The organism is Thiopseudomonas denitrificans (assembly GCF_002866065.1).
In the GTDB taxonomy this organism is placed as follows: Bacteria; Pseudomonadota; Gammaproteobacteria; order Pseudomonadales; family Pseudomonadaceae; genus Thiopseudomonas; species Thiopseudomonas denitrificans.
The window spans coordinates 369,502-391,531 of sequence record NZ_LNJZ01000005.1 but is presented as its reverse complement, the minus strand read 5'-3'; the positions used below and the strand labels follow the sequence as shown (position 1 = coordinate 391,531).

General features: G+C 59.7%; 18 protein-coding genes. All 18 read right to left on the bottom strand.

Features of this window, described 5'->3' with window-relative positions; translation table 11 throughout:
- Positions 1 to 13: 13 nt before the first annotated feature.
- The gene (locus tag AR306_RS05130; protein WP_101496466.1) at positions 14 to 406 is read right to left on the bottom strand and encodes a DUF2802 domain-containing protein; all 393 of its coding nucleotides are present in this window, start codon (positions 404 to 406) and stop codon (positions 14 to 16) included.
- Positions 406 to 885: a chemotaxis protein CheW gene (locus AR306_RS05125; protein WP_101496465.1), complete on the bottom strand. Its 480-nt coding sequence runs from the start codon at positions 883 to 885 to the stop codon at positions 406 to 408. The genes AR306_RS05130 and AR306_RS05125 overlap by 1 nt, the downstream gene beginning before the upstream one ends.
- Positions 886 to 973: 88 nt before the next feature.
- Entirely contained in the window at positions 974 to 1,663 is a 690-nt protein-coding gene (locus AR306_RS05120) for a chemotaxis protein CheW (protein WP_101496464.1), read from the bottom strand.
- Between the two features lie 120 nt (positions 1,664 to 1,783).
- Positions 1,784 to 2,575 (bottom strand): ParA family protein, encoded by a 792-nt coding sequence (locus AR306_RS05115; RefSeq protein WP_101496463.1) that lies wholly within the window; start codon positions 2,573 to 2,575, stop codon positions 1,784 to 1,786.
- Positions 2,576 to 2,808: 233 nt separating this feature from the next.
- The gene (gene motD / locus AR306_RS05110; RefSeq protein ID WP_101496462.1) at positions 2,809 to 3,558 is read right to left on the bottom strand and encodes a flagellar motor protein MotD; all 750 of its coding nucleotides are present in this window, start codon (positions 3,556 to 3,558) and stop codon (positions 2,809 to 2,811) included.
- Positions 3,559 to 3,561: 3 nt separating this feature from the next.
- The gene (locus AR306_RS05105) at positions 3,562 to 4,302 is read right to left on the bottom strand and encodes a flagellar motor protein (protein WP_101496461.1); all 741 of its coding nucleotides are present in this window, start codon (positions 4,300 to 4,302) and stop codon (positions 3,562 to 3,564) included.
- On the bottom strand, positions 4,302 to 5,477 hold the full coding sequence (locus tag AR306_RS05100) for a protein-glutamate methylesterase/protein-glutamine glutaminase (RefSeq protein ID WP_101496460.1): 1,176 nt from the start codon (positions 5,475 to 5,477) through the stop codon (positions 4,302 to 4,304). The genes AR306_RS05105 and AR306_RS05100 overlap by 1 nt, the downstream gene beginning before the upstream one ends.
- A gap of 29 nt (positions 5,478 to 5,506) precedes the next feature.
- A complete protein-coding gene (locus tag AR306_RS05095) occupies positions 5,507 to 7,639 on the bottom strand; it encodes a chemotaxis protein CheA (protein WP_101496459.1) in 2,133 nt (710 codons plus the stop codon).
- Between the two features lie 12 nt (positions 7,640 to 7,651).
- Entirely contained in the window at positions 7,652 to 8,440 is a 789-nt protein-coding gene (locus AR306_RS05090) for a protein phosphatase CheZ (RefSeq protein ID WP_240622481.1), read from the bottom strand.
- A gap of 23 nt (positions 8,441 to 8,463) precedes the next feature.
- Positions 8,464 to 8,838 (bottom strand): chemotaxis response regulator CheY, encoded by a 375-nt coding sequence (locus AR306_RS05085; protein WP_206167962.1) that lies wholly within the window; start codon positions 8,836 to 8,838, stop codon positions 8,464 to 8,466.
- A 157-nt stretch (positions 8,839 to 8,995) separates the two neighbouring features.
- Positions 8,996 to 9,733: an RNA polymerase sigma factor FliA gene (locus AR306_RS05080; protein ID WP_169926748.1), complete on the bottom strand. Its 738-nt coding sequence runs from the start codon at positions 9,731 to 9,733 to the stop codon at positions 8,996 to 8,998.
- A 23-nt stretch (positions 9,734 to 9,756) separates the two neighbouring features.
- Positions 9,757 to 10,572: a MinD/ParA family protein gene (locus AR306_RS05075; RefSeq protein WP_101496456.1), complete on the bottom strand. Its 816-nt coding sequence runs from the start codon at positions 10,570 to 10,572 to the stop codon at positions 9,757 to 9,759.
- Between the two features lie 45 nt (positions 10,573 to 10,617).
- Positions 10,618 to 11,916, bottom strand: coding sequence for a flagellar biosynthesis protein FlhF (gene flhF, locus AR306_RS05070; RefSeq protein WP_101496516.1), 1,299 nt, complete (start codon positions 11,914 to 11,916; stop codon positions 10,618 to 10,620).
- Between the two features lie 21 nt (positions 11,917 to 11,937).
- Positions 11,938 to 14,046 carry a flagellar biosynthesis protein FlhA gene (gene flhA / locus AR306_RS05065; RefSeq protein WP_407071180.1) on the bottom strand — a complete coding sequence of 703 codons (2,109 nt, stop codon included), beginning with the start codon at positions 14,044 to 14,046 and terminating at the stop codon, positions 11,938 to 11,940.
- A 115-nt stretch (positions 14,047 to 14,161) separates the two neighbouring features.
- Complete coding sequence (locus AR306_RS05060; protein ID WP_101496454.1) at positions 14,162 to 15,439, bottom strand: MgtC/SapB family protein; 1,278 nt, start codon at positions 15,437 to 15,439, stop codon at positions 14,162 to 14,164.
- Between the two features lie 89 nt (positions 15,440 to 15,528).
- Positions 15,529 to 15,816, bottom strand: a complete 288-nt coding sequence (locus AR306_RS05055; RefSeq protein ID WP_101496453.1) for a DUF1330 domain-containing protein — start codon at positions 15,814 to 15,816, stop codon at positions 15,529 to 15,531.
- A 302-nt stretch (positions 15,817 to 16,118) separates the two neighbouring features.
- Complete coding sequence (gene hrpA, locus AR306_RS05050; RefSeq protein ID WP_101496452.1) at positions 16,119 to 20,042, bottom strand: ATP-dependent RNA helicase HrpA; 3,924 nt, start codon at positions 20,040 to 20,042, stop codon at positions 16,119 to 16,121.
- Between the two features lie 553 nt (positions 20,043 to 20,595).
- Complete coding sequence (locus tag AR306_RS05045) at positions 20,596 to 21,987, bottom strand: efflux transporter outer membrane subunit (RefSeq protein WP_338066586.1); 1,392 nt, start codon at positions 21,985 to 21,987, stop codon at positions 20,596 to 20,598.
- Positions 21,988 to 22,030 lie beyond the last annotated feature (43 nt).

Here is a 22,030-nt window from a genome sequence, read left to right as displayed (position 1 = left end):
ATAAACCGGCCTGTTACTTCTTGCCGTGAATCCGCTGCAGCAGTTCCGCTTCGGAATGCGACAGGCCGCAGGCCTGCTGCAAATCTTCGGTGGTGGCGCCCAGCCCTACCAGCCGGGCCGCTTCGATAAACGATAAGCTGCCCGGATCGCGCTGTTCGAGTTGCAACAGCTTGTCCGGCATCGGTGCAAACTGTTCGCGCAACTCATGCAGCTCCTTGCCCATTTGCATGCTGCCGGACAGGTAGTTGTCCAGACGACGGGCCAGGTTATCCTGCTGTCGCTCCTGCTTGTGCAGCGACTGTGCCAGCTGTTCCTGCAATGCCTGTATTTTCCGGTTTTGCCAATACAGGGCATAACCGCCAGCCAGCGCCAGCAGCAGGATCGTCACCAGCAGGCCGTACAGCATCAGAAATCATCCAGCTCCGCCCACTCCTGTGCGGTCATCATCTTTTCCAGATCAACCAGGATGAGCAGTTCGTCATTTTTGTTACAGACGCCCTGAATGAACTTGGCCGCCTCTTCATTGCCGACATTGGGTGTGGTTTCAATTTCGGACTGACGCAGATAAACCACCTCAGCCACGCTATCAACCAGGATGCCGACCACTTGTCTGTCCGCTTCAATGATGACAATGCGCGTATTGTCGGTGACCCCCGCTGACGGCAGGCCGAAGCGCTGCCGGGTATCAATCACGGTCACCACATTACCGCGCAGGTTGATGATGCCCAGCACATAGCCGGGAGCACCGGGGACCGGCGCTATTTCGGAATAGCGCAAGACTTCCTGCACTTGCATGACATTGATGCCATAGGTTTCCTCTTCCAGACGGAAGGTAACCCACTGCAAGACAGGATCTTCAGAACTGTTCGCAGATGTAATGTTCATTCATTTCTACCCTTGTCTCAAACCGGCTGCCTTGAATGACAGGCCGTAGTATTGGTTGTTATCGGCTGTTTGTACAGTAGCTTGATAGTCAGTCTGTCGTTGCCTGTGCGTTTTCCCTTGCACTGACCTGCTGCGCCAATGCCTGGACATCCAGCAGTGCGCACATGTGTTCGATAATGGTACCGGCCAGCCATTGCCGCCCTGTCCGGCGAGTGCGCCATTTGACCGCATCCGGCTGCAGGCGGACTGATTCATAAACCGCATTGACGGCCAGCCCCCAGGAATGGCCATCAATGGAAATGACAAAACGAAAACCGTCCCTCAGCTTGTCGTGATAGCGCTCCGGCATGACCCAGCGCGCCGTATCCAGCACTTTCAGATTGCCGACCGGCGTCGGCATCATACCGATAAACCAGTCGGGCTGGGCAAAAATGGGCGTAATTTCCTCTCCCTCCAGCGGGTAAATGCTACCCAGGCATACCAGGGGGACGGCCAGTTTCAAGCCGGCAACCTCAAACAGCAGGCATTCGAAGGGCTGGTCTGTCCATTCGGGCAGAGCCTCGGCCGGGGATGCCGCCGGAACAGCCGCCGGCATTTCGTCCGGTTCTGGCACCACCGGAGTGGTCAACGTCGGCAAAATGACGATCTGTTCTTCACGTTCTTGCAACAGCAATGACGGCGAATGCTCGGCCGGTTCTTCCTGCAGCACGGTCTGTACCTCCTGGAGCAGGCCGTCAAGGTAGTTTTGCAGTGCCGTTTGCGACTTGTGCGGCTTCATCACTCTGTTCCTGATTGCATATCGGTTCGCTGTATTTTATTGCATGGGCATTCCCGTTGGCCGCCATGCATTACCCCTGCGTTAACAGGGGATAGCGGTGAAATCACGGCCTGCACCGGCTCAAGCGCTCTGTTCAATCTGCATCGACTGCTGCAGCAAATGCTTGAGCAGCACCCGGTAGGCCAGTACGCCCCGGCTGTTCTTGTCCTGCACCGAAGGCACCAGGCCGGCGCGGCTGGCATCACGCAGCCGCGTATCAATCGGAATGTACGCCTGCCACAGATGTTCGTTGTACTGGTTGCGCAGATAGCGCAGCGTTGACAGGGACGCCTGAGTACGGCGGTCGAACATGGTGGGCACAATGCTGTAAGGCAACGGCTGCCGGCGCGAGCGGTTGACCATGTGCAGGGTGTTGATCATGCTCTCCAGGCCCTTGATGGCCAGAAACTCGGTCTGCACCGGGATGACCAGCAGCTCGCTGGCGGCCAGTGCATTGACCATCAGCACGCCCAGCAACGGCGGGTTGTCGAGCAGGGCAAAGTCAAACTCGCCGGACAGATGCTCCAGCGCCTTGCTGACCACCAGTCCCAGCCCGCCCTGGCCCAGTGACTGGCGCTCGAGCACTGCTACTGCGGTACTCGAAGGCATCAGGCTGATCCGCTCGTGGCTGGTTTCCAGCAGCAGGCTGCGCGGCAGTTCGGGGTCCACTTTGCCGCCGGCGGTAAACAGGTCATAGCAGCTGTTTTCCAGGGTATCGGGGTCATAGCCGAAATAGCTGGTCAGTGACCCGTGCGGGTCAAGATCAACCACCAGCACCCGGCGTCCGGCATCAGCCAGCAAGCCGGCCAGCGCGACGGTGGTGGTGGTCTTGCCGACGCCACCTTTCTGGTTTGCCACGGCCCAAACTTTCATACTTCATCTCCAGCGCAACAGGTACGGCGTCATGTTTATGACGTTACCTTCCTGTCATGATCCCATTGAGCCATCTCAAGCAAGCTGCATGCCAACTGCATGGGCAGCCGCCATGCCGTCAATGTCGGGCTGATGCGAAAAAGGGGCATTCCAGCACGGCAGGTCCGGCCTGGCAGCCGCCGGCATAGCTCCCTCCACGCCATGGTAAAGCGGCTGGTAACCGGTGCCGGACATCACTCAGACGCAAAGCCTCGCATATGCCGGCCTTCGGTGTTGCGCGAAATGATCAGGACCACCCGGCGGTTTTTGGCCCGCCCTTCGGCGGTGCTGTTATCGGCAACCGGCTGAAACTCGCCATAGCCGACAGCTGCCAGGCGCTCGGGAGCCACTCCATCCAGCGCCAGCATGCGCACGATACTGGCTGCACGTGCCGCTGACAGCTCCCAGTTGGTCGGATACAGGGCAGTACGAATGGGCAGGTTGTCGGTGAAGCCCTCAACCTGGATGGGGTTGTCATAAGGTGCCAGGATCTTTGCTATTTTTTCGACAATATCAAAGCCTTCCTGACGGGGAACAGCATCTGCCAAGGGGAACAGCAGGTTCGAGCTGAGTTCAAGCTCCAGCCAGAGCTCGTTGGCACGGACGTGCAACTGTCCGTCGCCGAGCAGGCTGGAAAACTCTTCCCGGATCTCGTCGGCAATCCGCGCCAGAGGCTCCTTTTCGGTTTCCCCTTCCTGCTCCCCTCCTTCGGCATCGACACCACGCACATTTTCCTGGCCGATCGGAATCGGTTTGATCGATTTGTCCTGCTGGCTGAAAATCCCTTCCATTGCTTCAGATAGTACTTTGTACTTGCCTTCGTTGACCGAAGAGATCGAGTACATCACGACAAAGAATGCAAACAGCAGGGTGATGAAGTCCGCATAGGACACCAGCCAGCGCTCATGGCTGGGCGGATCATCCTGGCGTCTTCTGCGTGCCATGGCCTACTCCAGAAAACCCTGGAGCTTCATTTCAATGGAGCGCGGGTTCTCCCCGTCGGCAATCGACAGCAACCCTTCCAGCATCATTTCCCGGTAACGTGACTGGCGCAATACGACTGTCTTGATCTTCCCCGCCAGCGGCAGCAGGATCAGGTTGGCTACCGCCACGCCATAAATAGTCGCGACAAAGGCAACGGCGATGCCGGTGCCCAGCTGCGAAGGGTCGGCCAGGTTGCCCATGACATGGATCAGCCCCATGACGGCACCGATGATGCCGACGGTGGGTGCATATCCGCCCATGCTTTCATAGATCCTGGCTGCCTGCAGGTCACGGCTTTCCTGGGTGTAGAAATCCACCTCGAGCACACTGCGGATGTTTTCCGGCTCGGCTCCGTCGACCAACAGCTGAAGCCCCTTGCGGGCATAGGGATCAGGCTCCGCGTCGGCGATTGACTCAAGCCCGAGCAAACCGTCCTTGCGCGCCACCATACTCCAGCCAATGATGCTGTTGATGCCGCGCTGCATGTCGGTGACCGGAGGGAAAAAAGCCCAGCGCAGCAACTGCAAACCACGCTTGAAATGGCTGACGGGAGTTTGCAACAGCGCCGCGCCCAGGGTGCCACCAAATACAATCAGCGCTGCCGGACCGTTGATCAGTGCGCCTATGTGGCCACCTTCAAGGAAATTGCCGCCAATGATGGCAATGAATGCCATGGCCAGTCCGATCAGGCTGAGAATATCCATCAGATGCAAGCCTCTGCCAGGGACGGGCCGACGTCGTTGAGTGAAACTATCTGGTCAGCCAGGCCGGCCTTGACCACGGCCATCGGCATGCCATAGATCACACAGCTGGCTTCGTCCTGTGCCCAGACCTGGCTGCCGGCCGCTTTCAGCAAGCGGGCACCTTCGCGTCCGTCCGAACCCATGCCGGTCAGCACCACTGCCAGTACCTTGTCCTGGTAAACCTTGGCCGCCGAGCCAAAGGTGACATCGACGCTGGGCTTGTAATTGAGGCGCTCGTCACCGGGCAGGATGCGCACCTGGCCACGGGTATCAATCATCATCTGCTTGCCGCCAGGTGCCAGCAAGGCAAGCCCCGGTCGCAGGATATCGCCGTCTTCGGCTTCCTTCACGCTGATGTTGCACAGCTTGTCGAGCCGGTCGGCAAACGCCCGGGTAAAGGTACCGGGCATGTGCTGGACCAGTACGATCGGGGCGGGAAAACTGGCCGGCAAGGCTGTCAACACCTGTTGCAAGGCAACCGGGCCACCTGTCGAGGTTCCGATGGCCACCAGTTTGTAGGCCCGGCGCTGGGCTTTAACCGCAGCGCCGGCAGCGGGCCCCGCTGCCGGTACGTCCGCAGCCGGCATGTCTGCGAGCGGTGTGCGGGTGGTGCGCAGGCTCCGGGCAGTGCCCGCGCTTGCCGTCACCGCTGCCGCAGCGGGACGCGCCACAGACGGTGTTGTCACCGGAGCCGTGCTGCGTAGCGACGACAACGTCCGCTGGCCAAGCCCCCCGCGATTGGTTCGTGCCAGTGCCTGGACCTTGTCACACAGCATCTGCCGGACTTTTTGCGGATTGCGGGAAATATCCTCGAAATTTTTCGGCAGATAATCAACCGCGCCCGCTTCCAGCGCATCCAGGGTTACTCGCGCCCCCTCATGGGTCAGCGAAGAAAACATCAATACCGGGGTCGGACAACGCTGCATGATCTGCCGTACGGCGGAAATTCCGTCCATGACCGGCATTTCGTAGTCCATGGTGATCACGTCCGGGCGCAACTCAAGAGTTTTGTCGATCGCCTCCTGGCCATTGCTGGCAGTGCCCACCACCTCGATACGGGAGTCGGCCGCCAGGATCTCGCTCAACCGGCGACGGAAAAAACCCGAATCATCAACAATCAAGACTTTTACAGCCATTCACCTTTTCCTTAAAACTGGACCAGCATTCAGGCGTAGTGTTTCAGCACCCCGGGCACATCCAGGATCAGGGCAATGCGGCCGTCACCGGTAATGGTTGCACCGGACATGCCGGGGGTTCCCTGCAAACCACGCCCCAGCGGCTTGATCACCACTTCTTCCTGCCCGATCAGCTGATCGACGACAAAGCCGACGCGCTTGTCACCGACACTGACCAGCACCACATGGCCATCTTTTTGCTGTTCGTGCCGACGCTCCGGCTGCAGCCAGCGGCTGAGATAAAACAGCGGCAGCGCCTTGTTGCGCACAATCACCACTTCCTGGCCGTCAACAATGTTGGTGCGCGACAGGTCCAGATGGAAGATTTCATTGACGTTGACCAGCGGGAAGGCAAAGGCATGCTCATTCAGCATCACCATCAGGGTCGGCATGATCGCCAGCGTCAAGGGAACCTTGATGACCACCTGCGAGCCTTCGCCCGGCTTGGAATACACATTGACGCTGCCGTTGAGCTGGGCAATCTTGGTGTTGACCACATCCATGCCCACGCCACGTCCGGACACGTCGGAGATTTCCGTCTTGGTGGAGAAACCCGGTGCAAAAATCAGGTTATAGCACTCCAGCTCGGTCAGGCGGTCGGCCGCATCCTTGTCCAGCATGCCCTTTTCCACTGCTTTGGCACGTAGCACATCGGCATTCATGCCCTTGCCGTCATCGGTGATCATCAGCAGGATATGATCGCCCTCCTGGGCAGCGGACAACACCACCTTGCCGGTACGGCTCTTGCCGGCGGCTTCGCGCTCGTCCGGCATTTCAATACCGTGGTCCACGGAGTTGCGCACCAGGTGCACCAGCGGGTCGGCCAGTGCTTCAACCAGGTTTTTATCGAGGTCGGTATCTTCACCCACCAGCTCCAGGCTGATTTCCTTTTTCAGGCTGCGCGCCATGTCACGCACCAGTCGCGGAAAGCGGCCAAACACCTTCTTGATCGGCTGCATGCGTGTTTTCATCACGGCAGATTGCAGATCAGCCGTGACCACATCCAGGTTGGACACGGCCTTGGCCATGTCCTCGTCTTCACTGTCCAGGCCGAGGCGAACCAGCCGGTTACGCACCAGCACCAGCTCGCCAACCATGTTCATGATGTCATCAAGGCGGGCAGTATCGACCCGTACAGTGGTCTCTTCAACCGGAGCTGACGAAGAGTTGCGTGTCGCGGCAGGAGCTGCCGAAGAGTTGCGTGTCGCGACAGGAGCTGCCGGCGCTGCCTTGGCAACCGGTGCGGCAGACTTTTGCTGGCTGGCAGCCGGGGTGGCAGCGCCATCATTTGCCATGGGGCGCACCTGGAAGCGACCCTTGCCATGCAGCTGGTCAAGCAGGGACTCAAATTCGTCATCAGTGATTTCATCACTGTCTGGCTTCTGCTCCTCGCCGGCGCTGGCTGCGGCGGTATCCGCTACGTTTTCCACTCCGCCGAACTTGCCTTCGCCGTGGAGCTGGTCGAGCAATGCCTCAAATTCATCTTCGGTAATTTCATCGCCCGTGGCAGCCTCTGTAGCGGCCGGGGCAACAGCTGTGGCCGCCGGCCCGCGACCCTCGCCATGCAGCTGGTCGAGCAGCGCCTCGAACTCATCTTCACTGATAATGTCACTGGCATCACCGGGAGCCGGCTCCGGCGGTTCCGGAGAACTCATGGCCAGCATCTGTTCGAATTCGCGATCGGCTTCGTCGACTTCTTCTGCCGTCTCCTCGGCCACGGCAGGCTGGGCAGACTCGGGCTCGGCCAGAATGGCCAGCTGCTCCAGCAGCGCGGCCGGAGCCGGGGTAACCTCGGTACGCTCGCGCACCTGATGAAACATGCTGTTGACGTTGTCGAGCGCTTCCAGCACCACATCCATCAGCTCCGCGCTGACCCGGCGCTCACCCTTGCGCAGGATGTCAAATACGTTTTCAGCCACATGACAACACTCAACCAGCTCGTTGAGCTGCAAAAAGCCGGCACCGCCCTTGACCGTATGAAAGCCACGGAAGATCGCATTCAGCAAGTTCATGTCGTCCGGGGAACTCTCCAGTTCAACCAGCTGCTCGGACAACAGCTCGAGAATTTCTCCGGCTTCCACCAAAAAATCCTGGAGAATTTCTTCATCGGCTTCGAAGCTCATCGCAAGCTCTCCTTACAGCCCTAAGCTGGATAATAAATCGTCGACATCAACCTGATTAGATACGACATCTTCTCCTTTATCGGCACGAATCTGCGGACCTTCACCCCTGGAGTCACTTTGTCGGGGCTGACTGCTTTTTTGCAGGGTTTCCGGGTCGTGCTCTATGCCAGCAACCAGATCAACGGTTCTGGCCATGCCGCCCATGCGGGCTAGGCTGTCTTCCACATAGCCAATCAGCTCGGTGACACGCTTGATCACCTGGCCGGTCAGGTCCTGAAAGCTCTGGGCTGTCAGTATGTCATTGAGATGGGCCGACATCTGGTCACTGTCGTGCAGGCTGCGCAGCAAAAAGGCCTCGACACGGCGCGCCAGGTCCCTGAATTCGTCCAGCGGCATTTCGCGCCGGGTAAATCGCTGCCAGTCAGCGGTCAGGCTTTGTGCTTCATAACTGATGTAGTTGACCAGCGGAGCGCTGGCCTCAACCAGGTCCATCGTGTCATTGGCTGCTTTTTCCGTCATGTTCATGACATAGTTCAGCCGTTCGTTGACATCGTTGATCTGCGACATTTCCTGTGCATGGGGAGTGCCGCTCTCGATCTGCAGATCCAGAATGGCGCTGTGCAACTCTCGCGTCAGCTTGGCCACTTCCTCGTACAGGCTCTGGTTGCGGATGTCATTGATTTGGTCAACCAGCTGTGCTGCGGCCGCCCAGTCACCGGCAGCCAGGTGCTCTTGCAGGCGCCCGGCATGCTGTTCTACGGCCTGTTGCAAACGGGCCTGTATGCTCTCGTATTGTGTCACGGCCAACCCCGAATCGGACCGCATCAACCGTTGACGCGCTCAAAAATCTTCTCGATCTTGTCCTGCAACGCTTGTGCAGTAAAAGGCTTGACCACATATCCGTTGACGCCGGCCTGGGCCGCTTCGATGATCTGGTCCCGCTTGGCTTCGGCCGTAACCATCAGCACCGGCAAATGCTTGAGACGCTCATCGGCCCGGACTGCGCGCAGCAGGTCGATGCCGGTCATCTGCGGCATGTTCCAGTCGGTCACCAGAAAATCGAAGTTGCCGCTTTGCAGCATAGGCAATGCGGTGGAACCGTCATCGGCTTCCTCGGTATTGGTAAAGCCGAGGTCACGCAAGAGGTTCTTGATGATCCGCCTCATTGTTGAAAAGTCATCAACAATCAGGATTTTCATGTTCTTGTTCAAGCAAACCTCCAAATGTTTAATCTGCCGGCAGTGTCCGACGTATATATATCATTGGTATCCATTAACAGCCTTGATCCCTGTTGGTTTTCCACCCGGCGGCACTGCCTGCCATTCCGGCCCCCTTGCAACCATCAGCCAGAGAAATCTAGGAGCCGGAGCGCCAGTCTGACAGGCGGCTGCGCAAACGCGCCGCGCACTGGCTGTGCAGCTGGCTCACCCGGGATTCGCTGACACCCAGTACCTGGCCGATTTCCTTCAGGTTCAGTTCTTCGTTGTAATACAACGAAAGCACCAGACGCTCCCGCTCCGGCAACCCGTCAATCGCTTCGGCCAGCGCCTCACGAAAGCGCTCATCTTCCGTGGCGTAACCCGGTTCATGACTCTGCCCATACTTGGGCTCCGGCGCGCCATCTTCCATCAGATCATCGAAGCTGAACAGCCGGCTTCCCCTTGTATCGGCCAACATCCGATAATATTCATCCAGATCGACACCCAGTTCTTTGGCCACCTCGCGATCGGTCGCATCGCGCCCGGTGCGCTTCTCCACTTCCCTGACTGCATCACCGACCATACGGGTGTTGCGGTGCACCGAACGTGGTGCCCAGTCGCCCTTGCGCACCTCGTCGAGCATGGCACCACGGATGCGGATGCCGACAAAGGTTTCAAAGCTGGCACCCTTGCTGGCGTCAAATTTCCTGGCCGCTTCCAGCAGGCCGATCATGCCGGCCTGGATCAAATCTTCGACCTGGACGCTGGCCGGCAGACGGGCCAGCATGTGGTAGGCAATGCGCTTGACCAGAGTAGCGTGCTGCTCAAGCAGGCGGGATTGCTCATCCCCTCCGCTTGCCCGGTTGTACATCTGCAGTCCGCTGGAAAATGCCATTACCTTACCTTGCTTCCATATATTTACGAGCCGATCAGCCGGTCGACAAAAAACTCCAGATGCCCCCGCGGCGTATCTGTCAGCGGCCAGGCATCGACCTTTTGTGCAATGGCGCGAAACGCCTGGGACGCCTTGCTGCGCGGATAGGCCTCGTACACGGGACGCTGGCGCTGAACGGCCTTGCGCACCATCTCGTCATAGGGCACGGCACCCAGATACTGCAAGGCCACATCATCAAGAAAACGTTCGGTCACATTCACCAGCTTGTTGTACAGGTTGCGCCCTTCCTGGGGAGTATGCGTCATATTCGCCAGCACCCGGAACCGGGTGATGCCAAACTGCTTGTTGAGCAATTTGATCAGCGCATAGGCATCGGTGATCGACGTCGGCTCGTCACACACCACCAGAACGACTTCCTGGGCTGCGCGGACAAAGCTGAGGACGGAATCGCCAATGCCGGCGGCGGTATCAATCACCAGCACATCCAGATTGTCACCCAGCTCACTGAAGGCCTGAATCAGCCCGGCATGCTGCAAGGGTGTCATCGAGACCAGGTCCTGCGTTCCGGAGGACGCCGGTACAATCTTGATGCCACCCGGCCCTGTCAGCAATACATCACGCAGGTCGCACTCACCGGCCATGACTTCGCTCAGGGTCCGCTTGGGCTCGAGGCCGAGCAGTACGTCAACGTTGGCCAGGCCAAAGTCGGCATCCAGCAGGATGACCCGGCGACCCAGCCCGGCCAGGGCCACGGACAGGTTGACGGAAACGTTGGTTTTACCCACGCCGCCCTTGCCTCCGGTTACTGCAATTACTTGAACAGGGTTCTTGTTTGACATCTACTCTGTACCTTAAAAACATTCAGTCAGTTGGCGGCCGGCTGTTCAGACCACATGACGTGCCTTTTGGCAAACACCCGCATACAGTTCGGCCATGACCTCCTCACCGGGTTCGTCCGGGTTTTGCATGCGTACCGCCCGGCTGACCAGCTGATGACTTCGAGAGACTTGAATGTCATCAGGAATTTTAGGACCGTCGGTAGTATAAGCTACTGCGAGGCCTTGGCCAATTGCCATGCCCAGCACTTCACCCATGCTGACGGCTTCATCCAGCTTGGTGATGATGCAGCCGGCCAGTCCGCAACGCTTGTAGGCATGCCAGGCAGCCTTCAGCACTTGCGCCTGGCTGGTGGCCGCCAGTACCAGATAATTGCGGATCGGCAGCTTGCGGCTGGTCAGATTGTCCAGCTGCAGCGTCAGTTGCGGATCACTGGCCGGCAGCCCGGCGGTGTCGACCAGCACGATCCGTTTTTTCGCCAGCGGCAACAGTGCCTGTTCCAGCGACTGACCGGCCTCGACATGGCTGACCGGCACATTGAGGATGCGGCCAAGAGTCTTCAGTTGCTCTTGCGCACCAATACGGTAACTGTCCATGCTGACGATCGCGATGTTCTGCGCACCATGTTCCAGCACATAGCGCGCTGCCAGCTTGGCCAGCGTGGTGGTCTTGCCCATACCGGCCGGGCCGACCAGGGCAATCACCCCGCCCTGCATGACCGGTTCGTCCTTTGGTGTCTGCACGGAGCGGGCCAGCAACGCCAACACCATCTTCCAGGCCTGACGCGGCTGCAGATCCTGCGGAATTTTTTTCATGAGGCTGCTGATGACATCTGCAGGCAGGCCCATCTGCTGCAGCTTGCGCCATAGCGCGGCCTGCCCCGGCTGCTGCTGACGCAAACCCTGCCAGCCCATGTTGCCCATTTGTAGCTCGATCAGTTCGCGCAGCCCCATCAGCTCGGAGCGCATTTGCGCCAGCTCCTGCTGATCGGCAGCGCTGCGTGACTGCGCCGGGTTTTCGTCCGGGCGCAAGCGCGCAACCTCGGCGGTATGCTCCAGCACGCTGTCAAGCAGTTGACGGTCACGACCACCGGCAGCGATCTGCGCCCGCTGTTCAAAGTCGGTTTTGGCACTGAGGATTTTCTGGCTGGTTTTGCGCAATTCGGCTTCCAGCTCGGGGTTGGCACGGGCCGGCAACGGCTGGGCACTGTAATCCAGTGCCGCAGTCAACTCGACACCACCGGCCAGACGGCGCGTGGACAGGATGGCGGCGTCAGCCCCCAGTTCTTCCTTCACGCGGTTCATTGCCTGACGCATGTCGGCGGCAAAAAAACGTTTGACTTGCATGGCCATGATTGTGCCCCTTGTTTAGTTCTGGCCTACCGTCGCAACGATAGTGACCTGTTTGTTGTCCGGAATCTCCTGGTAGGCCAGTACATGCATATTGGGTACGGCCATACGGGCAAAGCGCGACATCATGGCCCTGATCTGGCCGGCGACCAGCAAAATAACCGGCTGGCCCTGCATTTCCTGACGTTGCGCCGCCTCTACCAGAGACTGCTGCAGTTTCTCGGCCATGCCAGGTTCCAGCAAAATTCCGCCTTCGCCACCCTGACCAGCCTGCTGCAAACTATTAAGCAATATTTGTTCCAACCTTGGCTCAAGGGTGATCACCGGCAGCTCGGAGTCAAGCCCGACAATGCTTTGCACGATGGCACGGGATAAAGACACCCGTACTGCCGCAACCATGGCGGCGGGATCTTGACTCTTGGCCGAAGCATTGGCGATCGCCTCGGCAATGGTACGAATGTCGCGCACCGGCACTTGTTCCTGCAGCAGGTTCTGCAGGATCTTCAACAAAGTCGACAGGGATACCATGCCCGGCACCAGTTCCTCCGCCAGCTTGGGCGAGCTCTTGGCCAGCACCTGCATCAGTTGTTGCACCTCTTCATGGCCGATCAGCTCGTGGGAATGCTTGCCCAACACCTGATTGAGATGGGTTGCCACCACCGTGCTGGCATCGACCACGGTATAGCCGAGCGACTGTGCCTGGTCACGCTGGTTCGGCTCGATCCACACGGCCTCCAGGCCAAACGCCGGATCAACGGTCGCCAAACCATTGACGGTGCCAAATACCTGACCGGGGTTGATCGCCAGCTCTCGCTCCGGGTACACCTCCGCCTCGGCCACAGTGACGCCCATCAGCGTCAGGCGATAGGCATTGGGGTTGAGGTCAAGGTTGTCACGGATGTGCACCGACGGCATCAGGAAGCCCAGGTCCTGCGACAGCTTCTTGCGCACGCCCTTGATGCGGGTCAGCAGCTGGCCACCCTGGTTGCGGTCCACCAGCGGAATCAGCCGGTAACCGACCTCAAGACCCACCATGTCCACCGGCGTCACATCATCCCAGCCCAGCTCACGCTGCTCAGGCTGTACTGCCGCAGGCAACTGATCAGCCTGCTGGGCTGCCTGCAATTCCTTGCTACCGCCCTCTTCCGCCTTGCCGCGACGCCAGATCCAGTAAGCACCACCGGCAGCCAGCAGGCCCAGACCGATGAAGGACACATGCGGCATGCCCGGCACGGCACCCATCGCCATGAGGATCGCGGCCGAAATGGCCAGCGCCTTGGGCGAACTGAACATCTGGCGCTGGATCTGCTGGCCCATGTCTTCGGCGGTGGTCACGCGGGTCACCATCACCGCTGCCGCCGTGGACAACAACAGGCCGGGGATCTGCGCCACCAGACCGTCACCGATAGTCAGCAGCGAGTACACCACGCCGGCGTCCTTGAATGCCATGGAGTGCTGGGCCATGCCGATGGCAATGCCGCCAAGCAGGTTGATGAACAGGATCAACAAACCGGCAATGGCGTCACCGCGCACAAACTTGCTGGCACCATCCATCGAGCCGTAAAAGTCGGCCTCCTGGGCCACCTCGGCACGGCGGGTCTTGGCTTCGTTCTGGTCGATAATGCCGGCGTTGAGGTCGGCGTCGATGGCCATCTGCTTGCCGGGCATGGCATCCAGGGTAAAACGGGCGCTGACTTCGGAAATACGCCCGGCACCCTTGGTCACCACCACAAAGTTGATGATCATCAGGATGGCAAACACCACGGCACCGACCACATAGTTGCCGCCGACCACCACGTCGCCAAAGGCCTGAATCACCTTGCCCGCCGCGTCACCGCCCTGGTGGCCATGCAGCAGCACCACCCGGGTCGAGGCCACGTTGAGCGCCAGCCGCATCAGGGTGGCGACCAGCAAAATGGTCGGGAAAGCGGCAAAATCCAGCGGACGCATGGCGTACACACACACCAGCAGCACCACAATGGCCAGCGCGATGTTGAAGGTGAAGAAAACGTCGAGCAAAAACGGCGGAATGGGCAGCGTCATCATGCCCAGGATTACCAGCAACAGTACCGGAACCCCCAGGTTGCCCTGCCTGAGTATCGATACGCCACTGCGCATGCCTGTCATCACCTGTGTACGATCCACGCTTCACTCTCCAAAAAAACAGCGCCAACTAACTGGCGGATTGTCATCATGGATATGCAAAGCAAGAAGTGTTCCAGAGACAGCCCTGTTGTTCAGGCTAACCGAAAAATAGCCCAACCCCTGCCGCCAGCATGGCCAGAACCAGCACCAGACTGGCGCGGCGTGCCAGTGGCCAGCCGCCAACCACCAACACAATACCGGCCTTGACCGCCGTGTTGGTCATCGCAGCCAACAGGATGCCGCGCACGGCAACCTCGCTGGCCAGCCCGTCCCGGGCCTGCTGTGCCAGCGCAATGGTGATTGCATCGACATCGGCAATGCCGGCAAACAGTGCCAGCACATAGACCCCCTCATTGCCAAACCACTGCTCGGCTCCGCGTGACAGCATGAAGACAAGTGTCAGCACCAGCGCCATGACGATGGCTTGCTGCAAATCCATCGGGTTGCTGAGCGCCGGCTGGCCGCATTCCGTTTGTTCGCCCTTGTGCCTCCACAGCAGCCAGCACACCGCCAGCAAAGGCACCAAACCCAGCCCGATGATGCCGGGTAACAGGGGTAACAGCAGCGCCCGGTTGACCACAGCCACTTCCAGCAACAAGCGCGGAGCCATGGTGCCACATGCCAGCACAATACCTGCGGCCAGCAAGGTGGTACGCCCGCTACCCAGTCGCGCCATGCGTGAAAAAGCCAGGGTCAGGGCCGTGCTGGAGGTCAGGCCGCCAAGTAGCGCTGTCAACACCAGACCAACCCGGTCACCCAGCACCCGCACGGCAAAATAGCCGACAAAACTGATGCCGGCAATCAACAGCACCAGCCAGCCAATCACCTGCGGATTAAGGCTGTCCCACGGCCCCATCGCCTCGTTGGGTAACAGCGGCAAAACCACCAGCACAATTACCAGCATTTGCAGCGAAGCGTTCAGCTCCAGGCGGGTCAGGCTGCGTAGCAGGGCATGAATATGCTCCTTGGTTCCGAGCAGAACGGCGGTAATAACGGCGGCAACAGCGGCCTCCAGATAAAAGCCGTATACCGCCAGGGCACCAAGCAGAAAAGCCAGCAACGCCGCCACTTCGGTGGTTGCACCCAGGTCGCCGGTGGCCTTGCTGGTGTGGATGTAGCCGACAATCAACAACGCCGCCACACCCAGCAATGCTGCCGCCAGAAATAGCGGCGAGGACAGGATTGCCAGCTGCGCCACCACCCCTCCGGCCAGTCCGAGCAAACCAAAGGTGCGAATGCCGGTTACGGTCTGGTCATCGATTTCTTCGTGGCGCTCCTCATCCAGGTTCTGCGAACGCCAGCCACGCTCAAAGCCGATGACCAACCCGACCGCCAGCGCGATCAGCATGCCAACCAGTTCAGTGCCGTAATTCATTGGCAATGTCCTTTGTCAAAAACCCGATAGCGATGTGGTTTCAGGCATCCTATTGAAGTGCTGGCAGAAGTCATGCAAAAACTGGAAAGCTACGCTTCATAGGATAGCAAAAGCACTTCCGCCGCCTGCTGTCGAAGCGGAATAAGCGATTGATAGGCTGTCGAAGAAAACCAGCTGTCGAGCGCAGCAAGATCCGGAAACCTGATGACGACAATGTCCGGGTGCGGGCTTTCGCCGGCAAGTGCAGCCACCTGTTTGCCACGAAAGACAAGCTCGCCTCCCCAGGGGGCCACTGTCGCGGGGACTTTACTGCAATATTCAGCCCACAGCTCAGGGTTCTTCACCGTGATTTGCCCAACGATATATGCGTTACTCATATGCGGAGATTCCAGGGGGATTGAGTAAAGAGAGGCAGCGCCGCACTCTGTGGCAAATAGTGAGCGCAACGAGAAACTTATCCTAGACCAGTCCGGTTTAGCCGGTCCATCCCTCCAAAGCAGCAAGCAGCTATCAGGGCTGGCCAAGGTCTGTGCCAGGCATCAGCACCTGTGACGCAGCATGCTTCGGTGCGGGTGGCCATTGTGCGAATAAATTCGCACCTACGATTGTGCCCAGTCAGCCGCAGCACAGACCTTGACCGGCCCCAACCACCGCCCTGCAAACCGCTCCCCCAAAAACATCAAGCCCCAACTTCAGCCCACTGCTTCGCCAATCTCTTATCCGACACCGGCAAACGCGTCCCCAACTGCTGCGCAAACAACGACACCCGATATTCCTCCAGCATCCAGCGATACAGCTGCAGGGCAGGATCGTATTTGCCTTCTTTCTGGTGCTTGTCCAGCCGGTCGCGGTATTGCTGCTGGTAGCCGTTCAGCTCCAGCGTCCATACGCGGTCTTTTTGCAACTGGCTGCCGAGCTTGTCGAGGCGCTGTTCGATGCCCTTGAGGTAGCGCGGGTATTCCTGCAGCCACTGGGCGGGCACTTCGCGCACAAAGCCGGGGTAAATCAGCGCCGCCAACTGGCTTTTGATGTCGTTGAGAGCAACTGCCATTTGCAGGTCGATACGACCCTTGAAGCGCTTTTTCAGCTCGTGCCAGCGCTGCAAAATGTCACGCAGGCGCTTGATTAGCTGTTCGGCCTGCTCGACTACCGATCCCCTGTGCTGTTCGGCCAGTTGCTGCACTGCACCGGCGTTACGTGGCAACTGCTTGAGGTCGGCCAGCGCCAGCTGTTCGGCACAGGCCAGCAGCACGTCTTCGGCCAAGGCATCGATGCGGCCCAGATCGCGATACAGCAAGGTGAGCTGATTGTCGCGCTGCAACAGTTCACGCACATAGTTGCCCGGTTCGCTCCACTGCTGCACCAGCAGGCGTTGCAGGGCGCGGCGGTGTTCGTGATCGGCCTGCGCCTGACTGGCAAACTGGCCTTCCTGCACCTCGCCGTCACGGTCGATCAGCGCCGGGAATACGGTCATTTCCAGTCCGGCGACTTTCTGCTGTTTGAAACTGTCCAGCTCGAAGCTTTTGGTATCCAGTTCCTGCGCCTGCCGCTGTTGCTGCTGCTCGCGCAACTGCCCCAGCGCCTGCTGGCTGGCGGTGCCGAAACGCCCCAGCAGTTCACTCAGGTCGCGGCTCTCGCCCATGCGTTTGCCCTTGGCATCCAGCACCTCGATGTTCATTTTCAAATGCCGTTCGATGCCGTGCCAGGCTTCATCCCAGGCGTCATCCGATATGCGCACGCCGGTCATACGCAAGAGCTGATGCCCCAAGGCAGCGGTCAGGTCGCCCTCGCCAAAGGGCATTTTTTCCAGTGCGGCACGGACAAAGTCCGGCACTGGCACAAAGTTCTTGCGCAGCGCCTTGGGCAGCTGGCGCACCAGCGCGATACACAACTGTTCCAGCAGGCCGGGCACCAGCCATTGCAAGCGTGCCGGCGGGATCTGCAACAACACAGGTACCGGCACGCTGAGGGTGACACCGTCACGCGGGTGGCCCGGTTCGAATTCATAGCTGAGCGGCAGTTTCAGGCCGTCCCAGTTCAGGTGATCCGGATACTGCTCTTCGGTGACTTCACTGGCTTCACGCTGCAGCACGTCCTCGGCGGTCATGTGCAGCAGCTTGGGCTGTTTGGCACTTTCGCGCTTGTACCAGCGCTCAAAACTGGCGGTCTGGTAGATGTCGGCCGGCAGGTGACGCTCATAGAAGGCGAACAGCACTTCTTCGTCGGCAAGGATGTCGCGGCGACGTGCCTTGGCTTCCAGCTCGTCCAGTTGCTCCAGCAGTTTGCGGTTGGCAGCCAGACAGGCAGCACGGCTGAGGATTTCGCCACCGACCAGTCCTTCACGAATCAGCAGTTCCCGCGCCAGCTCCGGCTCTATGGGACCGTAATGCACGGCGCGGCGACCGACCAGAATCAGTCCGTACAGGGTGATCTGCTCATAGGCCACCGCCTGCCCGCGCTTTTTCTCCCAGTGCGGCTCCAGATATGTGCGCTTGAGCAGGTGCGGCGCGGCCTGCTCCGCCCACAGCGGATCGATACGCGCCACCAGCCGGGCATACAGGCGGGTGGTTTCCACCAACTCGGCAGCCATGATCCATTGCGGTTTCTTGCGGCCAAGACCGGTGGACGGGTGAATCAGAAAGCGTTTTTGCCGTGCGCCGAGATAGTCGTTGTCTTCGCTTTTCTGGCCGATATGACTGAGCAGGCCGGTCAGCAGAGCCTTGTGCAGGCCGTCGTAACTGGCCGGCTCGTCATTGAAGGCCAGCTGCAACTCGCGGCAGATCAGCAACAGCTGGCGGTGGGCATCGCGCCACTCCAGCATGCGCAGGAAATTGACATAGTTCTGGCGACACCAGCGCCGCGCACCGCTGCTGCCCTGCTCCTGGCGCTGTTGTTCAAACTCGCGCCACAGGTTGATCAGGGCGGCAAAGTCGGAATCCGGGTCCTTCCATTGCGCATGGGCCTGATCGGCGGCCTGCTGTTTGTCCGCCGGACGCACTCGCGCATCTTGCGTAGAGAGCGCACTGGCGACAATCAGCACCTCGCGCAAACTGCCCTGCTCGGCCGCGGCCAGCAGCATGCGCCCGACCCTCGGGTCGATCGGCAGCCGCGCCAATTGGCGGCCCAGCGGGGTCAGCTCGTTGGCGCTGGTGACGGCCTGCAATTCCTGCAAGGTGGTGAAGCCGTCGGTGATGGCACGGCCTTCCGGCGGTTCGATAAAAGGAAAGTCTTCAATGGCACCCAGACGCAAATGCAGCATCTGCAAAATCACTGCCGCCAGATTGGTGCGCAGGATTTCCGGATCGGTGAATTCCGCACGCGACAGGTAATCGCTCTCGCTGTACAGACGGATGCAGATACCGGCCTCGACCCGTCCGCAGCGCCCCTGACGCTGGTTGGCGCTGGCTTGCGAAACGGCTTCAACCGGCAGGCGCTGCACTTTGGCGCGGTAGCTGTAGCGGCTGATGCGGGCCGTGCCGCTGTCGATCACATAGCGGATACCGGGCACGGTCAGCGAGGTTTCCGCCACGTTGGTAGCCAATACGATTTTGCGGCCCGACTGCGGCTGAAAGATTTTTTGCTGCTCGGCAGGCGACAGCCGCGCATACAGCGGCAGCACCATGCTGTGCTTAAGTTGCGCCTTGCGCAGCACCTCGGCGCAATCGCGGATTTCGCGCTCGCCGGGCAGAAACACCAGCACATCGCCGGGCAGGCGTTTCTGGCTGCGCTCATGCTGTCCGATTTCCTCCAGCGCACGCAGAATGCCCTGCTCCACGCTGAGGTCTTCTTCCAGTGCCTGCCCTTCGGCATCACGCTCGCCGAGCAGCGGGCGATACCAGGTCTCCACCGGATAGGTACGCCCCGACACCTCGATGATCGGCGCATCGTCAAAGTGCTTCGAGAAGCGCTCAAGGTCGATGGTGGCCGAGGTGATGATGACTTTCAGATCCGGTCGCTTGGGCAGGATCTGTTTGATATAGCCGAGCAGAAAGTCGATGTTGAGGCTGCGTTCGTGCGCCTCGTCGATGATCAATGTGTCGTAGCGTTGCAGAAAGCGGTCATGGGCAGTTTCCGCCAGCAGGATGCCGTCGGTCATCAGCTTGACCAGCGTCTGCTCGTTACTGTAATCCTCGTGACGGACCTGAAAACCCACCAGTCCGCCCAGCGGCGTGTGCAATTCTTCGGCAATCCGTGTGGCGACGCTGCGCGCCGCCAATCGTCGTGGCTGGGTGTGGCCTATTAGCCCCTGCACGCCACGCCCCAGCTCCAGACAGAGCTTGGGCAGCTGGGTGGTCTTGCCCGAGCCGGTCTCGCCGGCAATCACCAGTACCTGATGCTGTTCCAGTGCTTTTTTAATACTGTCGCGGTGTTCGGCAATCGGCAGCTGGTCGTCATAGTCGATACGCGGCAGGCTGGCGCGGCGGCGTTCGGCCAGAGCTACCGAATCAAGCAGGCGCTGCTGCAGTTGTTGTTCGCGTTGGGCATCCGGTTTTTTGCGTAACTGCTGCCATTGGCGGCGCAACGGAAACTGGTCGCGCAGCATGGCGTTAGGCAGCAATTGGTTGAAATCCCTGGAACGGCTTGGGCTATCGGTTTGGGGCATGGAATGGAAAGACCGGACAACTGAAAAGGGGCTATTGTCGCAGAAAGTGGCGGCAACGGGAAAACTGCTGCTACAAACAACTGTGCGAAGGGGCTTACCCCTGAGGCTGCATCAAAGCATATCGCTCCCGTCTGCGAATTCATTCGCACATGACGCTCATCACCTAGGTTTCCCAACAGCTGTCCGAATAAATTCGGACCTACACTGAGGCACCGGAGAGAGTAGCTCAGTCTGCTACTAGTAAATCAGCAATCCACAATAGCTGTGGATAACCCTGTGGATGATCTGATGAAAAGTCCGGCTGGTGACCTGAACTCAAGGCCGTTAAACAATCTGGCTATTTTCTGATCACCCGCATCTATTTATTGCAAATCAATGACTTACATCAGCATGACAACTGCAAATAAAAAATCCGGAAGTCAAGCCCTGACCGCTCAGCCACTTTATAATGGGTGTGCACAACAATAAGCATGCTGCTGAAAAAACATCGCACAACGCCCATATTCAGGCGGTTTCAAAGCGGTTTAATAACCCCGGAGACAAGCTAAAGCTGCTATTGCGCCGTGGGAGTATCAGCAGCATCCCAGCCACCGCCCAGCGCGCTGATCAGTTGCACGCTGGCGGTCAGGCGGCTGGCCTGCAAGCCAAGCAAGGTACGCTCGGCACTGTGGGCAGTGGTCATGGCATTGCTGACCACCGTAAAGTCGACCAGACCGGCGGCATACTGGTTTTCGATCAGGCGCAAGGCATCGCGGGCCGATTCCAGCGCTTCGGCCTGAACGGCATATTCCTGCTCCAGGCTGGCCAGTTGCACCAGGGTATCTTCAACTTCGGCAATGGCTTCCAGGGTGGCCTGGCGATAGCCGGCAACCTGCTGGTCATAGGCCGCCTCGGCCTGCTGCAGTTTGGCCCGCCGGGCACCGGCATCAAACAGGCGCAGGTCAAGCTGCGGCCCCAAGGACCAGAAGCGGTTGGGCGTGCTGATCAGACCCGACCAGGCATCGGCACGGTAGCCGCCGCTGGCACTGAAGCCGAAGGTGGGAAAATAGGCGGTTTTGGCCACGCCGATCTCGGCATTGGCGGCCATCACCCGCTGCTCGGCGGCGGCAATGTCCGGGCGGCGCTCAAGCAGGCTGGACGGCAGGGTTTGCGGCAGCGCCGGCATGGCCGGCAACCCGTCAACAGCTGCCAGCCCGAAGCCGCTGGCCGGCCGGCCGAGCAGCACGGCAATGGCATGGGCGCTGCGTGCCCGCTGGCTGTGCAGGTCGAGCTGCTGAGCCTCGGTGCTTTTCAGCTGGGTCAGCGCCTGGCTGACATCGGCACGGGTTACCATGCCCGCCTGGTAGCGATTTTCACTGATGCGCAGCACCCGCTGGTAGGCATCGATATTGGCAGCGGTAATGCGCAGCTGCTCATCCAGGCTGCGCAGCTGGATGTAGTTTTGCGCCAGCAGACTTTGCTGGCTCAACCGCAGTGCCGCCCAGTCGGCAGCACTGGCGTCCAGCCGGGCCTGGCCGGCTTCCACCTGGCGGCGTACTTGCCCCCATACATCCAGTTGCCAGCCCAGGCCGAGCTGGACATTACGATTGTTGCCGATGTCGCCACCGGCCTGTTGCGCGCGGGTATCACCGGCTTGCGCGTCCAGCTGCGGATACAGCGCCGAGCGGCTGCCGCCCAGCGCGGCCCGCGCTTCGCGCCAGGCCGCTTCGGCGGCGATCAGGTTCTGGTTGTCCTGTTCCAGTTGCTGCAACAGTGCGGCCAGTACCGGATCATCAAAGTTTGCCCACCAGTTGCCGGCATCGGCCCGGCCCGGCTGGGCGACTTTCCAGCCGTCCGCTGCCGCAAAGGCTTCCGGCACTGCCTGCTCCGGCCGTACGTAATCCGGGCCGAGCATGCAGCCTGACACGGCCAGCATGACCACCAATGCAACACCTGTTTTCAACACCTGGTTTCTCCCGTACCTGCCTGTGCAAATGCGGCATAGCATA